This window comes from Micromonospora sp. NPDC005305 (genome assembly GCF_040607315.1).
GTDB lineage: Bacteria > Actinomycetota > Actinomycetes > Mycobacteriales > Micromonosporaceae > Micromonospora.
On the sequence record NZ_JBEXGL010000005.1, the window covers coordinates 103,044 to 125,839 of the forward strand.

Sequence of the window (22,796 nt, forward strand, 5' to 3'; positions counted from 1 at the left end):
TTGGCAAGGTGGGAGCGATGAGCGATCTGCCCGTCCTCCTGGAGATGCGCTCCATCACCAAGGAGTTCCCCGGCGTCAAGGCCCTGGCCGACGTCAACCTGGTGGTCCGCGCCGGTGAGATCCACGCCATCGTCGGCGAGAACGGCGCCGGCAAGTCGACGCTCATGAAGGTGCTCAGCGGGGTCTACCCGTACGGCAGCTACGACGGCCAGATCATCTACCAGGGCGCCGAGACCCGCTTCTCCGACATCCGGGCGAGCGAGAACGCCGGGATCGTGATCATCCACCAGGAGCTCGCGCTCATCCCGGGCATGTCGATCGCCGAGAACATCTTCCTCGGCAACGAGCCCCGCAAGCGGGGGGCGATCGACTGGAAGGCCGCCAACCGGATGGCGCTGGACCTGATGGCCCGGGTCGGCCTGCGGGAGGACCCGGACACCCTGGTCAAGGACATCGGCGTCGGCAAGCAGCAGCTCGTGGAGATCGCCAAGGCGTTCGCCAAGGACGTCAAGCTGCTCATCCTGGACGAGCCGACGGCCGCGCTCAACGAGGCCGACTCCCAGCACCTGCTGGACCTGCTGCGCGGTTTCCGCTCGCGGGGCATCACCTCGATCATGATCTCGCACAAGCTCAACGAGATCGAGGCGATCGCCGACCAGATCACCATCCTGCGCGACGGCCGGACCGTCGAGACGCTGGACGTCAAGGCGGACGGCGTCGACGAGGACCGGATCGTGCGGGGCATGGTCGGTCGCGAGTTGAGCAGCCGCTTCCCGGACCACACCCCGAAGATCGGCGAGGTCTTCTTCGAGGTGCGCAACTGGAACGTCCGGCACCCGATCTCCGCCGAGCGGCAGGTCTGCAAGAACGAGAGCTTCACCGTGCGGCGCGGTGAGATCGTCGGCTTCGCCGGCCTGATGGGCGCCGGCCGCACCGAGCTGGCCATGAGCGTCTTCGGCCGCTCCTACGGGGTGTACGAGTCGGGCACGATCATCAAGGACGGCAAGGAGATCGTGCTGAAGTCGGTGGCGGACGCGATCGCCCACGGGCTCGCCTACGTCAGCGAGGACCGCAAGGCGATCGGCCTGAACCTGCTCGACGACATCAAGACCTCCACGGTCGCCGCCAAGCTGTCGAAGATCTCGCACCACGGCGTCCTGGACGAGGTCGAGGAGTACCAGGCGGCCGAGTCCTACCGCCGGGAACTGCGCACCAAGGCGCCGACGGTCGACGAGGGCGTCTCCAAGCTGTCGGGCGGCAACCAGCAGAAGGTCGTCCTGGCGAAGTGGATGTTCACGGACCCGGACCTCCTGATCCTCGACGAGCCGACCCGCGGCATCGACGTGGGCGCCAAGTACGAGATCTACGGCATCATCCAGCGGCTCGCCGACCAGGGGAAGGGCGTCGTCGTCATCTCCTCGGAGCTCCCCGAGCTGATCGGGCTGTGCGACCGCATCTACACCGTGTTCGAAGGCACCATCACCGGCGAGATCGCCCGGCAGGACGCGGACCCGGAAACCCTCATGAAGCAGATGACCTCGACGAAGAAGATGCAGACACGATGAGCCGAATCAAGGACCTGCAGAAGAACCTCTTCGGAGGGACCACGTCCAACGCCCGCCAGTTCGGGATGATCTTCACGCTGGTGCTGATCGTCCTGATCTTCCAGATCTGGACCAACGGCCTGACCCTGCGATCGGACAACCTGATCGCACTGTTCAACCAGAACTCGTACATCCTCATCCTGGCCATCGGCATGCTCATGGTGATCGTCGCCGGGCACATCGACCTCTCGGTCGGCTCGATCGCCGCCTTCACCGGCATCCTGGTGGCCAAGTCGATGGCGGAGTGGTCGCTGCCCTGGCCCGTCGCCATCCTGTTCGGCCTGGTGATCGGCGCGATCATCGGCGCCTGGCAGGGCTTCTGGGTCGCCTACGTCGGGGTGCCGGCGTTCATCGTCACCCTGGCCGGCATGCTGCTCTTCCGGGGCGGCAACCAGTTCATCGGTAACGCGAACACGATCTCGGTGCCGGAGGGCTTCCGGGTGATCGGCTCGGGCTTCCTGCCCGAGGTCGGCCCGGACACCGGCTACAACAACCTGACGCTCCTGCTCGGCCTCGCCGCGTGTGTGGCCGTGGTGTGGCGGGAGTTCCAGGCCCGCAAGACCCGCCGCGAGATGGACGCCGAGCCGGCCCCGATGTGGATCTCGGTGCTCCGGATAGCCGTCATGGTCGGCGTGATCGTCTTCGCGTCGCTGCGGTTCGCCAGCGGCCGGGTCGGCACGAGCTTCCCGGTCTCCGGCATCATCCTGCTGGCGCTGGTGCTCGCCTACTCCTTCTACACCCGGAACACCGCGGGCGGCCGACACATCTACGCCGTCGGCGGCAACTCCCGGGCCGCGGAACTCTCCGGTGTGAAGCTCAAGCGGGTCAACTTCTTCGTCATGATGAACATGGCGATCCTGGCCTCCCTGGCCGGCATGATCTTCGTGGCCCGTTCGGCGGCCTCCGGCCCGCAGGACGGCAACGGCTGGGAACTGGACGCGATCGCCGCCGTCTTCATCGGTGGTGCGGCCGTCGCCGGCGGCATCGGCACCATCAGCGGCTCGATCGTCGGCGGTCTGGTGATGGCGGTGCTCAACAACGGTCTCCAGCTCCAGGGCGTGGGCACCGACAAGGTCCAGATCATCAAGGGCCTGGTGCTGCTGCTGGCCGTCGCGGTCGACGTCTACAACAAGAAGCAGGGCCGGTTCTCGATCATCGGCAGCCTCACCCGCTCCTTCCGCCGCGACACGCCCGCCCCGCCCACGGCACCACCGGACGCGGAACGGGAAACCGCCCGCACGGCCGTGCCGAGCTGACGTTCCACCCCGCCTCACACCCCGTATCACCTCTCCAGAAGGGCTCCACCAGCCATGCGTAAACTGATCGGCAAGTCGATGGCCATCGGCGCCATCGCGGCGCTGGCCCTGACCGCCACCGCCTGCGGCAACGGCCGCGAGGGCGACACCGGCGGCGCCAAGGGCGACACCAAGGGCTTCGCGGCCGACTCCCTGATCGGCGTCGCCCTGCCGTCGAAGACCTCGGAGAACTGGGTCCTCGCCGGTGACCTGTTCACCAACGGCCTCAAGGAGGCCGGTTTCAAGAGCGACGTGCAGTACGCCGGCGCGTCGACCACCGTCGCGGACCAGCAGGCCCAGATCACCGCCATGGTGACCAAGGGCGCCAAGGTCATCGTCATCGGCGCGACCGACGCCGCGCAGCTGTCCACCCAGGTGGCCGCCGCGCACGCCGCCGGCGCGAAGGTCATCGCGTACGACCGCCTGATCACCAACACCCCGGACCTCGACTACTACGTCGCGTTCGACAACTTCAAGGTCGGCCAGCTCCAGGGCCAGGCCCTGCTGGACGGCATGAAGGCCAAGAAGCCGAACGGCCCGTACAACATCGAGCTGTTCTCCGGCTCGCCGGACGACAACAACGCCGGTGTCTTCTTCAACGGCGCCATGGACGTGCTCAAGCCGGAGATCGACAAGGGCAACGTCGTGGTCGCCTCGAAGCAGACCGACGTGAAGCAGACCGCCATCCAGGGCTGGAAGGCCGAGGGTGCCCAGGCCCGCATGGACCAGCTGCTGACCTCGACCTACGGCAACAAGGAGCTGGACGGCGTCCTCTCCCCGAACGACACCCTGGCCCGCGCGATCATCACCTCGATCAAGGGTGCCGGCAAGACCATCCCGGTCGTCACCGGCCAGGACTCCGAGGTCGAGTCGGTCAAGTCGATCATGGCTGGCGAGCAGTACATGACGATCAACAAGGACACCCGGAACCTGGTCAAGCAGACCATCACGATGGTGAAGTCCCTGCAGGCCGGTAACACCCCCGAGGTGAACGACACCAAGTCGTACAACAACGGCTCCAAGGTCGTGGACACCTACCTGCTGCCGCCGGTGGCCGTCACCAAGGCCAACGCGGCCGAGGCGTACGCCAACGACCCGAAGCTCTCCCCGCTCACCAAGTAATCTCCCCGCACCACCGAAGGGCCCCGGAGTTCGCTCCGGGGCCCTTCGTCGTGCCGGGCGCGGTCGGCGTTCGCCGCCGACCGCGCGGGCGGGTCACCGCAGGTGCGCCTCGATGGCGTCGATGACCCGGGGGCGGAGTTCCGCCGCGCGGACGACCGCGTCGACGGAGCCGACCTCGACGGCGCGCTGGATGCTGTGCACCCGGTCGAACTCCGTGGCCACCTCGCCGAGCTTCTCCGCGCGGACCGACGAGCGCAGCTCGTCCAGTTCGGCGGTGAGCGCGGCGCGGTCGGCGCCGGAGGCCGCCGCCACCCGCGCCTCCAGGTCCCGCACCCGCGGGTCGGCCGCCGTGCGGGCGGTGACGTCGCCCGAGAAGACCACCGCGGCGGCCGGGGCGCCGCCCAGCACCGAGGCGAACGAGCCCTCCAGCGCCAGCACGGTCATGCTCGGGTTCAGCGCCTTCGAGAACACCACGAACGCGCCGCCGTGGTAGCGCGAGATCACGCAGAACACGATGGGCCCGCGGAAGTTCACGATGGCGCGGCCGATCTCGGCGCCGTACTCCAGTTGCAGCTTGCGCATCGACTCGGGTGAGCCGTCGAAGCCCGACAGGTTGGCCAGCACCACCAGCGGCCGGTTGCCGCTGGCCGCGTTGATCGCCCGCGCGGCCTTCTTCGACGAGCGCGGGAACAGGGTGCCCGCCGTGTAGGTGTCCGGGCCGTCGGTGGGCGGGAAGCCGCGGCGCGGCACCGCCCGGGACTCGATGCCGAGCAGGCAGACCGGGATGCCGCCGAGGTGCACGTCCTGCACGACCGCGGTCTCCGCGTCGGCCATGCCCGCCCAGCGCTCCAGCACCGGGTGGTCCTGGTCGGCCAGCGCCCGCATCACGGTCCGGATGTCGAACGGCTTCTTCCGGTCGGGGTTGGCCGCGGCGGAGAAGATCTCGCCGACGGTGGTGAAGTCGCTGCCGGCCACCGTGTGCGGGAAGTCCGAGATGTCCCGGTCGACCGGGTCGGTGGTCGCCGCCCGTCGCGGCGCCGACTCGCCCGGCGCCACGTACGTGTGCTCGTAGTGCGCCATCAGCACGTCCCGGGCGGCGGGAAGGTCCGGGGCCCAGTACTGCGCCTGCCCGTTCGGGCCCATCACCCGGTCGTAGCCGCCGATGCCGAAGTTGTCCTCGGCCGACACGCCGCCGGAGAAGTCGAGCGACTGCTTGCCGGTGAGCACCATGGCCGAGTCCGGCGTCATCACCAGGACGCCCCGGGTGTGCATGAGCATCGTGGCCTCGGCGTTCCAGTACGGCTGCGCGCCGACGTTGATGCCCGCCACCACGATGTTGATCTCACCGCCGTCCTGGGTGAACTCGACGATCCGCTTGAGCGCGGCCGCCACCCAGTCCATGTTCTCCGTGCCGGAGGTCATGGAGATCCGGGCGCCGGCGGACAGCGCGTACCACTCCAGCGGCACGCCCATCCGCTCGGCCAGGTCCAGCGCGGCGATCACGCGGCGGCACTCCGGCTCGGACAGCGCCCCGAGCGCCTTCGTGGGGTCGCCGAGGAGCACGACCCGGGTGACGCCCTGCGGGTGCCGCGGGGTCGGCGTGGTGACCACGCCCGCGACGATCGCCGCGGTGTTGCGCCCCCGGGGCCGGTCGACCGGCACGAGCGCGTGCTTCTCGTCGAGGTCGTGCTCGACGAAGTCGCCGAGCAGGCCGGTCAGTTCGTACGGGTAGACGGTGTTGCGGCTGCTCGCGCGCAGCACCTTCAGCCGGTAGTCGTCCAGCGGCTCGACCGGCTCGACCGGCGGCTCGCCGACGCTCAGCTCGGCGCCGCCGGTGGCGTTGAACGAGATCCGCACGGCGATCTTGGTCAGCTCGCCGGTCCTCTGGTCGCGCTGCCGCGCGATGAACAGGATCTCCTCCAGCCCGGCGCCCGCGGTCGTCGGGCGGACCCGCCCGGCGATCATCTCCATCTCCTCGCGGGTCAGCTCGCTCGGCGGCCAGACGTAGATCACGATGCGGTTGGTCTGGAAGCGGGTCTTCGCCGGTCGCCGCGACTGCGCCCGGCGGATCGAGTCGAGGCAGGCGGCGACGGTGTCCTCGGTCGTCGGCAGGGCGACCAGCCGGCCGTCGTGCTCGCGCAGCGGGGTCAGGTCGCGCACCTGCGCGAACGCCACCAGGCGTTGGTCCGACGGGTTCTCCCGCGCCACGCACTCGAAGAGGTAGACCTCCTCGTCCGACGACGGCAGGCGGGTCAGGTCGAACTTGTGCAGCCGCTCCAGCTGCATCCGCTGGGCGATGTACGGGTGCAGGCCACGGATGAGCCGCTCCTCGGCCATCCCGCCGCCGGACGGGCGGAAGGTGAAGTGGTGGTGCATCACGGCGCCGGCCCGGCCCGCCACCGTGGTGGTGACCCGGCGGACCTGCGGCGGCAGCGGGTGCGCCGCGAGGACCTCGCGCAGGGCGGCGGCCATCGCGTCGAAGTCCTCGGGCTGGTCCTCCCACGCCAGGTAGATGTCGGCGTCGATGGGGTCCGCGCCGCCCGCCAGCTCGGCGAGCCCGCGCAGGGCGCCGCCGAGCGCGTCGAAGCGCACCGCGGCGGAGACCACGCTCGAGTCCACGCGCTCGGCGACCACGAACGTGCAGCCCGCGACCTCGCGGGTGCCCACGGCGGTCAGGCCCTTGTTCCCGTAGTACCGCCGGGTCAGCACCTCCAGCATCACCGCGTTGTCGAGGTGGTCGCGCACCAGCCGCTGGCCGAGCAGCCGCACCAGCGGCTCGGTGCTGCGCACCATCTCGGCCACGCGGTCACCGCGGTCCGCGGCGTCCGGGTGCGCGTCCAGGTGGCGCAGGTGCCGGCGGACCTCGGCGTAGACGCGGGCGCGGTTGCGGCGCAGCAGCGGCTGGGCGAACCAGGCGAACACCACGCCCCGGGCGAGGTCGGCGACCACCGGGAAGCGGACCTGCGTCGCGGCCACCAGCCGCTCCAGCGCCAGGCCGGCGGGCTCGCGCAGCGAGTCGTCCGGCGGCGGCTCGCGCAGCCACGACCGCAGCAGTGTCGCGACGACCGTGGCGTCGGCGGCCGCCCGCTGCTGGGCCAGGAAGATCCGGAACACGGCGGCCTCGAGCGCGGGGGAGCGCTCCAGGTCGCCGACCCCGTAGTGACCGAGCGCCTTGGCCAGCTTGGCCTGGAACGCGTTCGGCAGCCCGGCCCGCTCGATGTCGAGGCTCTGCAGGTAGGTGTGGAAGTACTCGCGGGCGCTGGGGACGTGGCCGTCGCCGTCCTCGCCGGTCGGCCGGTTGCGGCTCAGCTCGGCGAGGTCGGCGAACACGTTGACGAGGTCGAGCTCCTCGGCCAGCGGGCGGTGGCCCTCCTCGGTGGCCGTCCGGCGGGCGGCGAGGTAGTCGTCGAGCACCCGGCGGTCGTCGTGCGGGTCGACGTCGAAGCCCAGCAGCAGGCCGCGCAGGTCCTCCTGGCCACGGGCGGCCCGCGTGCGCGCCGGGAGAGCATCGGGCTCGGCGGGCAGGTCCAGCTCGACGGCGGTCGCGGCCGGGGCGTCGGCGGCCTCGGCGCCCTCGTCGGCGACCGGCTCCAGCCGCAGCAGCGGCGCGCCGGCCTCGACCTGGCTGCCCACGGAGACGGCGCACTCCTTCAGCCGCGCCTTGAACGGCGCCCGCAGCACCGTCTCCATCTTCATGGCCTCCAGCACCAGCACCGGCGCGCCCGCCTCGACCTCGGCGCCGACCGCCAGCGGGGTGGCCACGACCAGCGCGGGCATGGGGGAGCGGAGCACCCCGCCCTCGTCCCGGCTGACCCGGTGCGTCACGCCGTCCACCTCGACCAGGTGGATCGGGCCGTGCGTGTCGGTGAGCAGGCGGTACCGGGCGCCGTTGACGACGATCTGCCCGGTGTGCCGGTCGAAGCGGTCCAGCTGGACGTCGGCGGTGCGGACGCCGCCGGCCGTCTCGATGCCCACCCGGAACCGGTGCGCCCCGACGCGCGCCACGCGCATCCGGTAGCCGACGCCGCGCAGCTTCAGGTCCAGCGGCCGGCCGCTGGAGTGCTGCACCTGCGGGCGGCCGCCGGCCGCCGTCGACAGCAGCCGCTGCCGCTCGACGCGCTCCTCCTCCTCGTACGCCTCGATGGCGGCGGCCGCCAGCGCGACGGCGGAGTGCCGGTGCGCGACGAGCCGGCCCTCGCCGCGGACCCGGTCGATCCAGCCGGTGTCGGCGCTCGCGTCGATGACCTCGGGCTGGTCGAGCAGGTCGAGCACGAAGCTCTTGTTGGTCGCGCCGCCCTCGATGATCACCGTGGTGTTCGCCAGGGCCCGGCGCAGCCGGCCGAGCGCCTCGTCGCGGTCCCGGCCGTAGGCGATGATCTTCGCGATCATCGAGTCGAAGTCGGCCGGGATGGTGTCGCCCTCGCTGACGCCGGTGTCCACCCGGATGCCCGGCCCGGCGGGCAGGTCCAGGCGGGCGATGCGACCGGGGGAGGGCGCGAAGTCGCGGTCGGGGTCCTCGGCGTTCAGCCGGGCCTCGATGGCGTGCCCCCGCTCCGCGGGCGGCTCGCCGTCGAGGCGTCCGCCCGTGGCCACGTGCAGCTGCGCCTTGACCAGGTCGAACCCGGTGGTGGACTCGGTGATCGGGTGCTCCACCTGCAGGCGGGTGTTGACCTCCAGGAACGCGAACAGCCGGTCGCCGGGGTGGTAGAGGAACTCGACGGTCGCCGCGCCGCGGTAGCCGACCGCGACGGCCAGCCGTTCGGCCGACGCCTTGAGCTCGGCGGCCTGCGCCGGGCTGAGCACCGGCGACGACGACTCCTCGATGACCTTCTGGTTGCGCCGCTGCACCGAGCAGTCCCGGACCCCCAGCGCCCACGCGGTGCCCTGGCCGTCGGCGATCACCTGGACCTCGACGTGCCGGGCGCCGGTGACCAGGCGCTCCAGGAACACGATGCCGCTGCCGAACGCCCGCGCCGCCTCCTGGCTGGTGCGCTCGTACGCGTCGGCCAGCTCAGCCTCGTTCGTGATCACGCGGATGCCGCGCCCGCCGCCGCCGGCGGTGGCCTTCAGCATCAGCGGGTAGCCGATCTCGGCCGCCGCCGCCCGGGCGGCGTCCAGCGTCTCGACCGCGCCGCGGCTCCACGGCGCGACCGGCACGCCGACCTCCTCGGCGATCAGCTTCGCACCGATCTTGTCGCCGAGCTGGCGCATGGCCTCCGGGCTCGGCCCGACGAAGGTGACCCCGACCTTCTCGCACAGCTCGGCGAAGGCCGGGTCCTCGGCCACGAAGCCCCAGCCGACCCAGGCGGCGTCCGCCCGGGTCTCCACCAGCGCGCGCTCCAGCACCGCCAGGTTCAGGTACGGGCGCGCGGACGCGGGACCGAGGTCGTAGGCGACGTCGGCCTCCCGCACAAACGTGGCGTCGCGGTCGACGTCGGTGTGCAGGGCGACGGTCTCGATCCGGGTCCCGGTCTCCGCGGCCAGCTCCCGGACGGCGTGGATGAGCCGCATCGCGGCCTCTCCACGGTTGACGATGGCGATACGGCTGAACACCCGACCGACCCCTCCGTTGGACCCACGATGTACGCGCCGCGAGGCGACGGCCCCCGGCAGTGATCACCTTTCCGTCTGACGGCCAGCGGCGCCATGTCGTAACCGCCGAAGCCTGAGCGGCGCCAGTTGTAGGAACCAAACAAAACTTTTTGGCGGTCAGCGGGCGTCGCGGCGCTGGAACACCAGCAACCCCGCGACGACCGCCGCAGCGGCGTACAGGGACAGGACACCGAGCCCGGCCCACGGGCCGATGTGCTCGGCGGCCAGGTCGCGCGTCGCCTGGATGGTCAGGCCGGCGTCCATCGGGGCGAACCGGTGGATGCGGTGCTGCCAGGTCGGGTCGGTGACGAACAGGGCGACAACGGGCGAGCCGTAGAGCAGGGCCAGCGCCGCCGTCAGCGCACCGGCGGTGTCGCGCAGGAGGAGCCCGAGTCCCGCTCCCAGCAGGGTGACGAGCCCGGTGTAGAGAACCGTCCCGACGGCCGCCCGGCGGGTGAGGTCGTCGGCGAGCGACAGCGCCGGAAAGCCGTGCGCCGCGGTGAACCCGTTGCCGGGCAGCATCGTCCGGCCGGCCGCCAGGGAGCCGGCGACCAGCAGCGCGCCGGTGGTCGTGCCGAGGACGGCCAGGGCGCCGAGCTTGCCCAGCACGACCGGGAACCGGCGCGGCACGGCCATGAGTGTCGGCTGGATCGTCCGCGTGCTGTACTCCGCCGTCACCGCCAGGACCGCGAGGACCACGATCCCGACCTGGCCGAGGCGTACGCCCGCCAGCGTCAGCTTCGTGAGGTCGAGGGTGCAGGGCGGACCGCAGTGCGCGTGGTCCAGCGACCCGGTGACGGCGAACCCGACGCCCACCGTGCCGGCGACGGTGAGCAGCGCCAGCCAGCCGGTGCTCGGCAGGGTCCGCAGCTTCGTCCACTCCGCCCGCAGCGCCCGGAGGGCCGGCGGCGCCGTCACGCGTCCCGCCTGCGCAGCTGCCACCAGGCGAGCCCGAGGGTGAGGGCGACCCATGCCGCGACCACACCGATCCCGGCCCACGGCCCGATGAGGGCCCACGGCTCGGCGAGCGTGACGGTCGGCGGCTTGGCTCGCTGGGTCGCCATGCCGCCCGCCAGCGTGGTGTACATGAGCCACCTCGGCGAGGTGCCCGGCAGGATCATGCCGACGATCAGCGGTGCGAGCACCAGGAGGACGGTGATCGTGATCGCGGCCGCGGTGTGCCGCAGCAGCACGCCGATCGCGAGGCCGACCACGGCGACGCCGGCGAGGAACGCGGCGGTCAGCAGCAGCGCCCGCAGCACCGGGGGATCGGCGAGGGACGGCCGGGGGAAGGCCGGCGTCGTGAAGCCCCGCTCGCGCAGGGCCGGTACGGCCAGCGCGAACGCCCCGACCGCGCCCACCAGCCCGACGAGGAACGAGGTGGCGCCGAGGACGATCGCCTTCGCGGCCAGCACCCGGCCCCGGCGCGGGGTCGCGGCGAACGTCGTCCGGATCATGCCGCGCCGGTACTCCGACGTCGCGGACAGGACCCCGATCGCGATGAGGGCCATGAGCCCGGCGATGACGCCGACCAGCGCGATCTCGACCATGTCGTCGTCCGGCGGCCGCGGGCCGACGGTGCCGGTGCCCACGACGGTGTAGCCGCCGCCGGCCTCGGTGACCCGGCCGCCGGCGCGGACGCCGCCCTTTCCGTCGAGCCGGTCCGCGCGGCCGATCGCCTCGCCGTGCCAGGCGCCCTCCGAGCTGAGCCGCACGTTGTCGAACGCGGCCCGGGCGCTGGTCGGCCGCTCGCCGACGGACGAGCTGCCGCCGCCCCGGGACGTGTACACGGCCGCCGGTGACGAGACGTAGAAGCCGACCTCGACCGTGGACGGGAGGTGCTTCGGCGTCGCCGTACCGACCTTGCGCCACGCGGTGCCGTCGGCCGACTCGTACCCGGTGATCGTGGCGCCCGAGCGTACGAGCCGCAACCATCGGGCCCCGCTGCTCGCGCTGCCCCTGCGGTCCGCGTCGAAGTCCCACTGCAGGTGTACGCCCTGACCGGCGGTCAGCATCAGCGAGGCGTACGACGAGCCGGGCCGGGTGCCGTCCTTGAGCATGATGCCGGCCGCCGGCCGGGCGAACGGGCTCGGATCGTCGAGCCTGGTCATGCGGTCCAGCTCCGGGTCCACGTCGCGCCCGAACGGTTCGGGTTCCAGCGACGCGACCCGCACGGTGAGCGTCGTGTCGCCCGTGACCGGCTGGTGCACGAAGTAGAAGTCGTCGGCGACCGGGTCGCCGTGCGGCCCGCTCACGAACTCGGCGTGCTCGTTGATGTTCGTCCGGCTGCCCGACGCGGCCAGGTAGCTCAGGCCGACGGTCAGCGCGGCCGCGGCGAGCAGCGTGACCACCCAGCGCCGCACCGAGCGCAGTTTGGTCCACTCGGCCAGCAGCAGGCGGGGGAAGGACTCGCGAGCGGTCACCGCACGCTCCCTTCGGTCGCCGGCGCTCCGGCCTCCGGCGCGAACTCGATGGCGCCGCGCGTCAGGTCCATGTACGCCTCCTCCAGGGAGGCCCGGTGCCGCCGCAGCTCCGAGAACGGGACGGCGGCCCCGGTCAGCAGCGCCGCCACCCGGTCGCCGGCCAGCCCGTCGACGACGACCGTGTCCGGACCGGCCACGGTGACGGTCGCGCCGCCGTTGGCCAAAACGGTCGTGGCCTCGGCCCGCTGCGTGGTGGTGACCTCGACGCGGTCCTTGGACGCCGCGGCCAGCAGCGCGGCCACGCTCGTGTCGGCGATCAGGCGGCCGCGACCGACCGCGACCAGGTGGTCGGCGGTGTCCTCCAGCTCGCTCATGAGGTGACTGGAGACCAGGACCGCCCGTCCCTCGGCGGCCAGGGACCGCATGAGGCCCCGGATCCACACGATGCCGTCCGGGTCGAGACCGTTGACCGGCTCGTCGAACATCAGCACCGGCGGGTCGCCGAGCAGGGCGGCGGCGATGCCCAGTCGCTGCCGCATGCCCAGCGAGAAGCCCCCGGTCCGGCGGCGGGCGGCCGAGGCCAGGCCCACCTGGTCGAGCACCTCGGCCACCCGGCGCCGGCCGATGCCGTTGCTGTGGGCCAGCCAGAGCAGGTGGTCGCGGGCGCGCCGGCCCGGGTGCAGGGCCGAGGCGTCGAGGAGCGCGCCGACCTGGGTCAGCGGCGTCCGCAGCGACCGGTAGGGGCGGCCGTTGACCAGGGCCACACCCTCGTCCGGCGTGTCGAGCCCGAGGACCAGCCGCATGGTCGTCGACTTCCCGGCCCCGTTCGGCCCGACGAAGCCGGTCACCTCGCCGGCCCGGACGGTGAACGACAGCCCGTCCACCGCGACGGCGGTGCGGTAGCGCTTGCGGAGCGCGCGTACCTCGATCGTGGGTTCCATGGCAGGGACGTTAGGCGGCGGTGACCGGCTCGCGCGTCACGGCGCAGAGGGGTCTTCCGCCGGTGGCCGCCTCCCTCGTGCGGGGGAGGCCCGGTCGCCGACGGGGGGACGACACCGGTGTCGCGGCCGGTGAGAATGGCGGCGTGAAGGGGATCGGGCCGGCCTCGACGACGGCCGCTCTCGGCGCCGTGGCGGTGATCGAGGCGATGGCGGGCGCGTACCACCACCGGCCGACCGCGATCGCGGTTCTCCTCGCGCTCGCCGTGGTCGCCCCCGTCGCCCTGGCCCGCCTCTGGCCGGCGACGGCGGCCCTCCTGTCCGCCGCGGCGGCGCTGTCCGGCCTGCTGGTCTCCTATCCGGTCACCGCCGCCGGAGCGACCGCGCTGGCGCTGCTCTACGGGGTCACCGGCCGCCGGCGTCCACTGAGCACCGCCGGCGCCCTGGTCCTGCCGTTCGCCGCGTACGCGGCGGCGCCGCTGTCGGGCGACCGGCCCGGCGGGCGGCCCGTCGCCCTGCTCCTGCTGGCCCTCGCGGCGCTGGCGACGGCCACCGGGGCGGCGCTGCGGCTGCGGGACGAGCGGCGCCGCCACCGGGCCGACGAGCAGTCGTCGGCGGCGACGCTCATGGAGTACGCGGCCCGCGGCGAACGGGCCCGGATCGCCCGGGAACTCCACGACGTGGTGGCGCACCACATCACCATGATCGCCCTGCAGGCCGAGGCGGCCCGCCTCGCGACACCGGGCCTGCCACCGGACGGCGCCCGCCGGCTGACCGCCATCGGGGACACCGCCCGCGTCGCGCTGACGGAGATGCGGCGCCTGCTGGGCGTGCTCCGGGAGGACGTGGACGCCGAGCCGACCCGTCGCCCCCAACCCGGGCTCCGCCAGCTCAACGCCCTCCTCGACGAGGTGCGCGACGCGGCCGTCGGCGGTGGCGTACGCCTGATCGTCAGCGGCTCCGTCGAGCCGCTCGATCCCGGCGTCGAGCTGACGGCGTACCGCATCGTGCAGGAGGCGCTCACGAACGCCCGCCGCCACGCCCCCGGCGCGGCCGTCGACGTCGAGCTGCACTACCGCGGCGACGGCCTGAGCGTGCGGGTCTACGACAACGGCCCGGGCCCCGCCCCGGCCGGCGGCCACGGGCACGGGCTGGCCGGGATGCGGGAACGGGCGGCCATGGTCGGTGGCCAGGTCAGCGCCGGTGCCGCACCGGGCGCCGGGTTCCTCGTCGAGGCCGTCCTGCCGACCGGGGGAGGCACCCCGTGACGGCCACCCGCATCGTCGTGGTCGACGACCAGGACGTCGTGCGTGCCGCCTTCGAGGTCCTGCTGGCGACGCAGCCCGACTTCGCGGTCGTCGGCTCGGCCGCGGACGGCGGGCAGGCCGTGCGGATCTGCCGGCAGGTGCGCCCCGACGTGGTCCTCATGGACATCCGCATGCCCGGGATGGACGGCATCGAGGCCACCCGGCGGCTCCTCGCCGACCCGGAGCCGCCCCGGGTGCTGATGCTGACGACGTTCGACCTCGACGAGCACGTGTACGACGCGCTCGGCGCCGGCGCCAGCGGTTTCCTCCTCAAGGACGCGACCGCCGAGCGCCTGTTCGACGCGGTCCGCGTGGTCGCCGCGGGGGAGGCGCTGCTCGCCCCGACGGTGACCCGGCGGCTCGTCGCCGAGTTCGCCAGGATGCGCGTACGCCGCCGGGAACCGGATGCGGCGCTTCGCGCGCTCACCGCCCGGGAGACCGAGGTGCTGCGGCTGATCGCCGAGGGACTGTCGAACCCCGAGATCGCCGCCCGGCTCGTCGTGGGGGAGGAGACGGTGAAGTCCCACGTCAGCCGGGTGCTCGCCAAGCTCGGCCTGCGTGACCGCACCCAGGCCGTCGTCGTGGCGTACGAGTCGGGCCTGGTGGTCCCGGGGGACCGGTGACGGTCAGCCGGTAGGTGTGTGATCGAGACTTCCTTGACCAGTCAAGCATGCGAGATATGTTTGACCGGTCAAGGAAACGCCCACAGACAGAGGCTCATCGTGACCACAGCACCGTCGGATCCGGTACGCCCGGCCGCCTTTCCCCTCGTGCTCGGCCTGGACACCTTCGGCGACGTCACCCACGACGCCGACGACCGGCCGCTCTCGCACGCCCGCACGATCCGCGACATCGTCGAGCAGGGCGTCCTCGCGGACCAGGTCGGCGTGGACTTCTTCGGCATCGGTGAGCACCACACCGGCGACTTCCCGCTCTCGGCCGCCGACGTGGTGCTGGGGGCGATCGCGGCCCGCACCACCCGGATCCGGCTGGGGTCGGCCGTCACGGTGCTCAGCTCCGACGACCCGGTACGGGTCTTCCAGCGCTACTCCACCCTCGACGCGGTCTCCGGCGGCCGGGCCGAGGTGATCCTCGGCCGCGGGTCCAGCACCGAGTCGTTCCCCCTGTTCGGCTACGACCTGGCCGACTACGAGCAGCTCTTCGAGGAGAAGGCGCAGCTCTTCGCCGAGCTGCGCAAGGGTGGGCCGGTGACCTGGAAGGGCATCATGCGGGCGCCGCTGCGCGAGCAGGACGTGGTGCCGCACACCGAGTCCGGACCCTTCCCGGCCTGGATCGGCGTGGGCGGCAACCCGCAGTCGGTGATCCGGGCCGCCCGGTACGACTACGGCCTGATGCTCGCGATCATCGGCGGGTCGCCGGCCCGCTTCGCCCCCTTCTCCCGGCTGTTCCACCAGGCGCTCACGCAGCTCGGCAAGGATCCCCTGCCCATCGGCGTGCACTCGCCCGGGCACGTCGCCGCGACCGACGAGCAGGCCCGCGAGGAGTTCTTCCCCCGCTACCAGGAGGTGTTCCGCCGGGTCGCCCGGACCCGCGGCTTCGCCGTGCCGACCCGGGAGTCCTTCCTGCGCGAGGTCGGGCCGCACGGCGCCCTGTACGTCGGCTCGCCGGAGACCGTGGCCCGGAAGATCGCCGCGAACCTCGACCTGCTCGGCGCGAACCGCTTCGAGATGAAGTACGGCATGGGCGGGCTCTCGCACGCGGCCCTCATGACCGGCATCGAGCTCTACGGCACGCGGGTCGTCCCGCGGGTCCGGGAGCTGTTGAGCTGACCGGGGCCTGGTCCGGCCGCCCGCCGTCGCGCGGGTGGCCGGACCGCCCCCGCGGGAGGGCTCAGTCGGCCGTGCCGACGCGCTGGAACGCGCGGGCCAGCCGGACGAGGTCGATGCCCTCGAAGTGGTCGAGGAACCGCCGCCGCACGCTGGCCAGATGACTCGGCCAGGATTCCTGGAGCCGGGCGAGACCGGCGTCGGTGAGGACGGCGTTCCACCCGCGCGCGTCCTCGGAACACTTGACCCGCTCGGCCAGCCCCTGCGTCTCCAGCCGGCCGATGGTGCGGGTCATCCCGCTCAGGGAGAGCTGGCACGCCGCGGCCAGTTCGCTCATCCGCATCCGCCGCTCCGGCGCCTCGGAGAGGTGCATGAGGGCCGTGTACTCGGTGAGCGGCAGCTGACGGTCGCCCACCATGTCGGCGTCGATGGCGCGGGGCAGCACGTGCATGATCCGGCCCAGCGAGCGGACCAGCGCCTCCTCCTCGGCGTCGAGGGGGCGCAGTGGTTCCGGTGCGGCGGACATGCACCCATCCTACTTGCTTGACCGAGCAACGACAGCTCCACGCCGTGACGACCGCCACGCCGCCGGAGGTTGCTTGACGAAGCAACAAATGACTAGCTTCTACTTGACCAGGCAAGGACTTTGGAAGGGCATCACGACATGACCAGGATCGGAATCATCCTCGGCAGTACCCGCCCGGGTCGCAACGGCGAGGCCGTCGCCCGCTGGGTGTTCGACGTCGCCAAGCAGCGCGGCGACGCGCAGTTCGAGCTCGTCGACCTGCTCGACCACCAGCTGCCGCACCTGGACGAGGCGTACCCGCCGGCGATGGGCCAGTACACGCAGCCGCACACGCTGCGCTGGGCCAGCACCATCGCGTCGTTCGACGGGTTCGTGATGGTCACGCCGGAGTACAACCACTCCACCTCGGGCGCCCTGAAGAACGCCATCGACTTCCTCTACGCCGAGTGGAACAACAAGGCCGTCGGGTTCGTCAGCTACGGCTCCGCGGGCGGCACCCGGGCCGTGGAGCACCTGCGGCTGATCGCCGGCGAGCTGCAGATGGCCGACGTCCGGTCCCAGGTGGCGCTGTCGCTCTTCACCGACTTCGAGAACTTCAGCGTCTTCAAGCCCAGCCAGTTCCAGCACGACGCGCTCACCACCACCCTGGACCAGGTCGTGGCCTGGAGCACCGCGCTCGCCCCGCTGCGCAACCGCTGAACACCGACCGGCGACGGCCGCGGCATCCGTCCGCGGCCGTCGCCACCCTCACGACGGCTGACGCGGTGGCACGAATGCGGGAGCCGGCTGGGGTGACTCGCCGCTGACCTGGGTGATGATCTCGGCGGCCACGTCACGCAGCTTGCGGTTGCGGTGCTGCGACGCCTGCCGGAGCAGGGTGAAGGCCTCCGCGGCGGTGCAGCGCTGCTGGCCCATGACCACCCCGAGGGCCTGGTCGATGACGCTGCGGGACACCATCGCGTCGGCGAGCTGCCGATGCAGGAGGGCCTGGTCGGCCTGGCGGAGGATGACGCCCAGCGCCGCCGACCCCTGGTCCGTGAACGCCAGGGCCTGCCGGCGTGCCGCGTCGGTGAACGCCCCCGCCCGGGTGGCGTAGAGGTTCAACGCGCCGACGGTCTCGCCGTCGACCGTCACGGGCATTGACAGCGAGCTGAGGATGCCGAGCCGCAGCGCGTGTTCCCGGTAGCCGCACCAGCGGTCGTCCTCGCGCAGGTCGTGCACCTCCACGACCTGCCCCTGGCGCAGGGCCTCGAGGCAGGGCCCCTCGTCGGCCCCGTACTGGATCTCGTCGCCCTGCGCGGCGAGGTCGCCGCTGCTCGCGACGGTGAACGCGCCGTCGTCCCGGCGCACCGTCAACCCGCAGGCCTCGGCGGGGGCGACGACCTCCGTGGCGACCCGGACCATCTGGTCCAGGAACACGTCGACGTGGGGCGAATCGGCGAGCAGCGTCAACAGCCGGCCGTAGGCCGAGGCCAGATGCCGGTCAGTTGCATCGGACCGCACCGCCACCTCCTGAACTCCGTGTGCCGGCCCCCTGCGGGAGCAACGACCACTGCCTTCCTGTGTTGGGGAGCAGATGTTTCCCCGACCGGCAGGGTGCCAATCGGGCGGGACGCGGCTAGGGTCGAGGTGGGTTCGGACATGAGCCCAGGACCAGTGCCCGGTCGCCGACGAGCGAGCCGGGCCTCAACCCGGTCCGCCACCCTCAGGCGAGGAGCAGCTCATGTCCGTCGATCACGCCCAGCATCCGGCGCCGCCGCAGACCACCCACCGGCCGACCCTGTCCCTGGCGCTGGCCCGGGAAGGCCCGGCGGTCGTCGTGGAGGTCGGGGGCCCGGTCGACATGGCGACCGTCGACCCGCTCGTCGGCCTCGTCGACCGGCTGCTGTCCGGGCACGCGCCGCCGGTGCTGGTGCTCGACCTGGGCGCGGTGAGCTTCTTCTGCGCCGCCGGGGTCAACGCGCTGCTGACCGTCCGCGGGCGAGCCGCCTCCGCCGGATGCATCCTGGTGCTGCGCAGGCCGTCCCGGATCACCGTCGCGGTCCTCGACATCGTCGGCCTCACGGACGAATTCACCACCGAGTAGCCCTGCCCTTCCCTCCAGAATGGGGCGCGGGCGGCGGGTCACCTCGGACTCGCGCCGGCCGGCAGGCCGCAGATACCCGAGGTGGATCAACCCGAAACGGTGGAACACCCGTGAGCCGAGCCACCGGCGGGTCGACCCGCCGGCACGTCGCGGGCCGGCGGGTCGAGCGCCTCGACGGCCCGGCCCATCCGGGTGACCGCCTCGGTGAGGATCGCCGGGGAGGTGGCGAAGTTGAGGCGTACGAAGCCGGCGCCGCCCGTGCCGAAGACGTGCCCCGAGCTGAGGGCGACCCGCGCCCGGTCGAGGAACATCTTCGCGGGACCCGCGAGGTCGCTGGCCACCCCGGGCTCGCCGGGCGGCTGCTCGGTGGCGATGCCCAGCGCCGTGCAGTCCAGCCAGGCAAGGTACGTGCCCTCGGGACGGTGATGGGTGACGGCCGGGAGGTGCTTCGCCAGCAGGGTCTCCAACAGGGTGCGGTTGGCGTCGAGGCCGTCGAGGAGGAGGTCGAGCCACGGCCCGCCGGCACGGAACGCGGCGGTGTGCGCCAGGACGCCCAGGTGGCTGGGACCGTGGCCGACCTCTTCCGGCATGCGGCGCAGGTCGGCGGCGGCCCGCGGCCCGGCGACCGCGAGCGCCGCCTTGAGGCCCGCGAGGTTCCACGCCTTCGAGGCGGAGGTCAGCGCGAAGGCGTCCTCGGCGCCGGCCACCGTGAGGTAGGGCGTGAAGCGCGCCCCGGGAAGCACCAGCGGGGCGTGGATCTCGTCGGAGACCACCCGTACGCCGTGCCGGGCGGCCAGGTCGGCCACGGCGTCGAGCTCGTCCCGGCGGTGGACCACGCCGGTCGGGTTGTGCGGGTTGCACAGCAGGAAGGCGGGCCGGCGGCCGAGTGCCCGGGCCCGGCGGAACGCCTCGTCCAGGGCGGCGGGGTCCAGCCGCAGGTCCGGTCCGAGCGGCGCCTCGACCACCTGCCGGCCGGCGTGGCTGACGAAGGCGTAGAAGGGCGGGTAGACGGGGGAGCAGACCACCACGGCGTCGCCGGGGTCGGTCACCAGCCGGAGCACCTCGACGATGCCCATCATCACGTCGGGGACGACGGTGGTGTGGTCGACCCGGAAGCCGTGCCAGCCCCAGCGGTCGGCGGCGAACTCCCCGAGCGCCTCCGCGTACGCCGTCCCATGCGGGTATCCGGTGTCACCCAGGTCGATCACCCGGCGCAGCGCGTCCGCCACCGGGGGAGCGAGGGGCACGTCCTGCTCGGCGACCCAGAGGGGGAGCACGTCCGGCGGGTGCATCCGCCACTTCACGCTGCTGCGCTGCCGGAGTTCGTCGAGGGCGAGCACGGTGAGCGGATTCCGGGCGGCGGAGGGGGTGGAGCCTGCCATGCCCACCACCCTAGGCCGTCGGGCGGCCCGCGTCGTTCCGCTGCCGCGCGGCGGCCTGGCGCCGCAGCTCGTGACGGGCCAGGGCGTTGCGGTGCACCTCGTCGGGCCCGTCGGCGAACCGCAGGGTGCGGATGCCGGCGTAGGCCCGTGCCAGCGGGAAGTCCTGGGACAGGCCGGCGGCGCCGTGCACCTGGATCGCCTTGTCCAGGATCCACTGCACGGCGGCCGGGGTGGCGATCTTGATGGCCTGGATCTCGGTGTGCGCGCCCTTGTTGCCGACCGTGTCCATCAGCCAGGCGGTCTTGAGCACCAGCAGGCGCAACTGCTCGATCCGCACCCGCGACTCGGCGATCCACTCCCGGACCACGCCCTGCTCGGCCAGCGGCCGGCCGAACGCGACCCGCTGCTCGGCGCGGGCGCACATCAGCTCGACGGCCCGCTCGGCCAGGCCGAGCGAGCGCATGCAGTGGTGGATGCGGCCGGGGCCGAGCCGGGCCTGCGCGATCGCGAAGCCATCGCCCTCGGCGCCGATCAGGTTCTCCGCCGGCACGCGGACGTCGTGGAACGCCAGCTCGGCGTGCCCGCCGTGGTCGTGGTCGTCGTACCCGAACACCTCCATGCCGCGGATGATCTCCAGGCCCGGGGTCTCCCGCGGGACCAGCACCATGGACTGCTGGCGGTGCCGCTCGGCCTGCGGATCGGTCTTGCCCATGACGATGAGGATCCGGGCGTTCGGGTTCATGGCGCCGGTGATCCACCACTTCCGGCCGTTGATCACGTAGTGGTCGCCGTCCCGCTCGATCCGGGTGGCGATGTTCGTGGCGTCCGACGAGGCCACGTCGGGCTCGGTCATGGCGAACGACGAGCGGATCGCACCGTCGAGCAGCGGCTCCAGCCACTGCTTGCGCTGCTCGCCGGTGCCGAACATGGCCAGCACCTCCATGTTGCCGGTGTCCGGGGCGGCGCAGTTCAGCACGGCGGGCGCCAGGTGGCTCCGCCCGGTGATCTCCGCGAGCGGGGCGTACTGGAGGTTGGTCAGGCCGGCGCCGAGTTCGCCCGGCAGGAACAGGTTCCACAGCCCGCGCTTCCGCGCGGCGGCGCGCAGCTCCGCGAGCACGGGCACCGAGTCCCAGGCCCAGCGGTCGCCGAGCTGACCGAGCTGCTCGTGGAAGACCGGCTCGGCCGGGTGGATGTGGCGGTCCATGAAGTCCAGGAGGTTGTCGCGCAGCCCCTCGGTCCGCGGGTCCAGGGAAAAGTCCATCAGTGCTCCTTCAGGTAGGTCAGGCCGGCATCGAGGAGGAGTTCGGTGACCTCGCCGAGCTGCCCGAAGCCGGCGCCGACGGTCTGGCCCCGCAGGTGGCGGAAGTGGATGCCCTCGAGGATCGCGGCCAGCTTGAAGGCCGCCAGGCCGAGGTGGAAACCGAGGGACGGGAGTTCCCGGCCGCTCGCCGCCGCGTACCGTTCGAGGATCTCGTCCTCGGTCAGGAAGCCGGGCGCGGACGACGCCTCGGCCACCGCCGTCCCGACGAGCCGGCCGAGACGCTGGTAGAGCACCAGCAGCGCGAGGTCGGTGAGCGGGTCGCCGAGGGTGGCCATCTCCCAGTCGATCACCGCGGCGGGGCGGTCCCGGTCGTCGACGAGCACGTTGTCGAGGCGGTAGTCGCCGTGCACGATGCCCGGCGCCGAATCGGCCGGCACGCCGGAGGCCAGGCGGGCGTACAGCTCGTCGGCGGCCGGCAGGTCCCGGCTGTGCGACGCGTCGAGCTGCTTGCGCCACCGCCGCACCTGCCGGGCCAGGAACCCCGCGGGCCGGCCGAAGTCGGCCAATCCCACGGCCGCCGGGTCGACCGCGTGCAGGGTGGCCAGGGTGTCGACCAACCGGGAGGCGATGCCCCTCGTGCGTTCCGGGCCGAGCGGTTCCAGCTCGGCCGCGTGCCGGTACGCCGTGCCGGCAACCCGCTCCATGACGTAGAACGGCGCGCCCAGCACGTCGGCGTCCGCGCAGAGCGCGTACGTCTCCGGCACCGGCACGTCGGTGGCGCGCAGCGCCGACATGACCCGGTATTCCCGGGCCATGTCGTGCGCGGTCGACAGCACGTGCCCCAGCGGGGGCCGCCGCACGATCCACGTCGTCCGCCCGTCGCCCACCTCGTAGGTGAGGTTGGACTTGCCGCCGGTGACCAGCCGGGCGGTCGACAGCCCCGCCGCCCCGGGCACCTCGGCCGCGAACCAGTCGCCGAGCCGCGCCAGGTCGAGGCCGGGCGGGTCCTGCCGGCCGGTCACGGGACCAGGACGCTGACGGTCTCGACGACGCAGGCCGGCTTCGCGGCGCCGGCCACCTCGACGGTCACCTTCGCGGTCAGCTGGTAGCCACCGCCGCCCGGCGCCAGCGACAGCAGCTCCACCCCGGCCCGCACCTCCGAGTCGACGGGCACCGGGGCGGGGAAGCGGAGCTTGTTGGCGCCGTAGTTCACGCCCATGCTCACCCCGTCGACCCGGTAGACCTGCCAGACCAGCATCGGCACCAGTGACAGCGTCAGGTAGCCGTGGGCGATGGTGCCGCCGAACGGGCTGCGCGCCGCCCGCACCGGGTCGACGTGGATCCACTGGTGGTCACCGGTGGCCTCGGCGAACGCGTCGATCTGCTGCTGCGTGATCCGGTGCCAGCCGGAGTGCCCGAGGTGGGTGCCGACCGCCCGCTGGAGCTCCTCGATGCCCTGGAAGACCTTCATCG

The 22,796-nt window shown here is 72.7% G+C and carries 18 protein-coding genes; 8 read left to right on the forward strand and 10 right to left on the reverse strand.

Annotated features, from left to right (window positions below):
- Positions 1-17: 17 nt before the first annotated feature.
- From mmsA to ABZS80_RS10720, 3 genes are read left to right on the forward strand one after another with little or no spacing between them, the layout of a single operon-like run.
- A complete protein-coding gene (gene mmsA / locus ABZS80_RS10710) occupies positions 18-1,565 on the forward strand; it encodes a multiple monosaccharide ABC transporter ATP-binding protein (protein ID WP_355055507.1) in 1,548 nt (515 codons plus the stop codon).
- A complete protein-coding gene (mmsB, locus tag ABZS80_RS10715; RefSeq protein ID WP_355055508.1) occupies positions 1,562-2,860 on the forward strand; it encodes a multiple monosaccharide ABC transporter permease in 1,299 nt (432 codons plus the stop codon). Before mmsA ends, mmsB begins: the two co-directional genes overlap by 4 nt.
- A 54-nt stretch (positions 2,861-2,914) precedes the next feature.
- Positions 2,915-4,021, forward strand: coding sequence for a sugar-binding protein (locus ABZS80_RS10720; RefSeq protein WP_355055509.1), 1,107 nt, complete (start codon positions 2,915-2,917; stop codon positions 4,019-4,021).
- Between the two features lie 93 nt (positions 4,022-4,114).
- Here the strand turns inward: ABZS80_RS10720 and ABZS80_RS10725 are convergent, their stop codons facing one another.
- The 4 genes from ABZS80_RS10725 to ABZS80_RS10740 all read right to left on the reverse strand — a co-directional run bounded on the left by ABZS80_RS10725 (position 4,115) and on the right by ABZS80_RS10740 (position 12,977).
- Complete coding sequence (locus ABZS80_RS10725; protein WP_355055510.1) at positions 4,115-9,574, reverse strand: carboxyl transferase domain-containing protein; 5,460 nt, start codon at positions 9,572-9,574, stop codon at positions 4,115-4,117.
- A 156-nt stretch (positions 9,575-9,730) separates the two neighbouring features.
- Entirely contained in the window at positions 9,731-10,531 is an 801-nt protein-coding gene (locus tag ABZS80_RS10730; protein WP_355055511.1) for an ABC transporter permease, read from the reverse strand.
- Positions 10,528-12,036 (reverse strand): hypothetical protein, encoded by a 1,509-nt coding sequence (locus tag ABZS80_RS10735; RefSeq protein WP_355055512.1) that lies wholly within the window; start codon positions 12,034-12,036, stop codon positions 10,528-10,530. The genes ABZS80_RS10730 and ABZS80_RS10735 overlap by 4 nt, the downstream gene beginning before the upstream one ends.
- Positions 12,033-12,977, reverse strand: coding sequence for an ATP-binding cassette domain-containing protein (locus ABZS80_RS10740; protein ID WP_151461430.1), 945 nt, complete (start codon positions 12,975-12,977; stop codon positions 12,033-12,035). Before ABZS80_RS10740 ends, ABZS80_RS10735 begins: the two co-directional genes overlap by 4 nt.
- 143 nt (positions 12,978-13,120) lie before the next feature.
- On the opposite strand from ABZS80_RS10740, the gene ABZS80_RS10745 reads away from it, so the two are divergent.
- From ABZS80_RS10745 to ABZS80_RS10755, 3 genes are all read left to right on the forward strand, one after another.
- A complete protein-coding gene (locus tag ABZS80_RS10745; protein WP_355055513.1) occupies positions 13,121-14,242 on the forward strand; it encodes a sensor histidine kinase in 1,122 nt (373 codons plus the stop codon).
- Positions 14,239-14,904 carry a response regulator transcription factor gene (locus ABZS80_RS10750; protein WP_151461431.1) on the forward strand — a complete coding sequence of 222 codons (666 nt, stop codon included), beginning with the start codon at positions 14,239-14,241 and terminating at the stop codon, positions 14,902-14,904. Before ABZS80_RS10745 ends, ABZS80_RS10750 begins: the two co-directional genes overlap by 4 nt.
- Before the next feature lie 99 nt (positions 14,905-15,003).
- Entirely contained in the window at positions 15,004-16,071 is a 1,068-nt protein-coding gene (locus ABZS80_RS10755; RefSeq protein WP_355055514.1) for an LLM class flavin-dependent oxidoreductase, read from the forward strand.
- A gap of 61 nt (positions 16,072-16,132) precedes the next feature.
- Here ABZS80_RS10755 and ABZS80_RS10760 read toward each other — a convergent pair whose 3' ends face one another.
- The gene (locus ABZS80_RS10760) at positions 16,133-16,594 is read right to left on the reverse strand and encodes a MarR family winged helix-turn-helix transcriptional regulator (RefSeq protein WP_151461433.1); all 462 of its coding nucleotides are present in this window, start codon (positions 16,592-16,594) and stop codon (positions 16,133-16,135) included.
- 138 nt (positions 16,595-16,732) lie between these two features.
- Here ABZS80_RS10760 and ABZS80_RS10765 point away from each other — a divergent pair, with 138 nt between their 5' ends.
- Complete coding sequence (locus tag ABZS80_RS10765) at positions 16,733-17,293, forward strand: NAD(P)H-dependent oxidoreductase (protein ID WP_151461434.1); 561 nt, start codon at positions 16,733-16,735, stop codon at positions 17,291-17,293.
- 48 nt (positions 17,294-17,341) lie between these two features.
- On the opposite strand, the gene ABZS80_RS10770 is transcribed toward ABZS80_RS10765, so the two are convergent.
- Positions 17,342-18,097, reverse strand: a complete 756-nt coding sequence (locus tag ABZS80_RS10770; protein WP_355055515.1) for a GAF and ANTAR domain-containing protein — start codon at positions 18,095-18,097, stop codon at positions 17,342-17,344.
- A 220-nt stretch (positions 18,098-18,317) separates the two neighbouring features.
- On the opposite strand from ABZS80_RS10770, the gene ABZS80_RS10775 reads away from it, so the two are divergent.
- Positions 18,318-18,680, forward strand: a complete 363-nt coding sequence (locus ABZS80_RS10775; RefSeq protein WP_355055516.1) for an STAS domain-containing protein — start codon at positions 18,318-18,320, stop codon at positions 18,678-18,680.
- Between the two features lie 86 nt (positions 18,681-18,766).
- On the opposite strand, the gene ABZS80_RS10780 is transcribed toward ABZS80_RS10775, so the two are convergent.
- The 4 genes from ABZS80_RS10780 to ABZS80_RS10795 are packed head-to-tail and all read right to left on the reverse strand — an operon-like array spanning position 18,767 to position 22,794.
- Entirely contained in the window at positions 18,767-20,062 is a 1,296-nt protein-coding gene (locus ABZS80_RS10780; protein ID WP_355055517.1) for a MalY/PatB family protein, read from the reverse strand.
- Positions 20,063-20,072: 10 nt separating this feature from the next.
- Positions 20,073-21,323, reverse strand: coding sequence for an acyl-CoA dehydrogenase family protein (locus ABZS80_RS10785; RefSeq protein WP_355055518.1), 1,251 nt, complete (start codon positions 21,321-21,323; stop codon positions 20,073-20,075).
- Positions 21,323-22,345 carry a phosphotransferase family protein gene (locus ABZS80_RS10790; protein ID WP_355055519.1) on the reverse strand — a complete coding sequence of 341 codons (1,023 nt, stop codon included), beginning with the start codon at positions 22,343-22,345 and terminating at the stop codon, positions 21,323-21,325. Before ABZS80_RS10790 ends, ABZS80_RS10785 begins: the two co-directional genes overlap by 1 nt.
- The gene (locus ABZS80_RS10795) at positions 22,342-22,794 is read right to left on the reverse strand and encodes a MaoC family dehydratase (protein WP_355055520.1); all 453 of its coding nucleotides are present in this window, start codon (positions 22,792-22,794) and stop codon (positions 22,342-22,344) included. The genes ABZS80_RS10790 and ABZS80_RS10795 overlap by 4 nt, the downstream gene beginning before the upstream one ends.
- Positions 22,795-22,796 lie beyond the last annotated feature (2 nt).

Coding starts and splice junctions, on each gene's coding strand:
- mmsB (WP_355055508.1), top strand. CDS start 1,562: ATGAGCCGAATCAAGGACCTGCAGAAGAACCTCTTCGGAGGGACCACG.
- ABZS80_RS10785 (WP_355055518.1), bottom strand. CDS start 21,323: ATGGACTTTTCCCTGGACCCGCGGACCGAGGGGCTGCGCGACAACCTC.
- ABZS80_RS10720 (WP_355055509.1), top strand. CDS start 2,915: ATGCGTAAACTGATCGGCAAGTCGATGGCCATCGGCGCCATCGCGGCG.
- ABZS80_RS10795 (WP_355055520.1), bottom strand. CDS start 22,794: ATGAAGGTCTTCCAGGGCATCGAGGAGCTCCAGCGGGCGGTCGGCACC.
- ABZS80_RS10780 (WP_355055517.1), bottom strand. CDS start 20,062: ATGGCAGGCTCCACCCCCTCCGCCGCCCGGAATCCGCTCACCGTGCTC.
- ABZS80_RS10775 (WP_355055516.1), top strand. CDS start 18,318: ATGTCCGTCGATCACGCCCAGCATCCGGCGCCGCCGCAGACCACCCAC.
- ABZS80_RS10740 (WP_151461430.1), bottom strand. CDS start 12,977: ATGGAACCCACGATCGAGGTACGCGCGCTCCGCAAGCGCTACCGCACC.
- mmsA (WP_355055507.1), top strand. CDS start 18: ATGAGCGATCTGCCCGTCCTCCTGGAGATGCGCTCCATCACCAAGGAG.
- ABZS80_RS10765 (WP_151461434.1), top strand. CDS start 16,733: ATGACCAGGATCGGAATCATCCTCGGCAGTACCCGCCCGGGTCGCAAC.
- ABZS80_RS10760 (WP_151461433.1), bottom strand. CDS start 16,594: ATGTCCGCCGCACCGGAACCACTGCGCCCCCTCGACGCCGAGGAGGAG.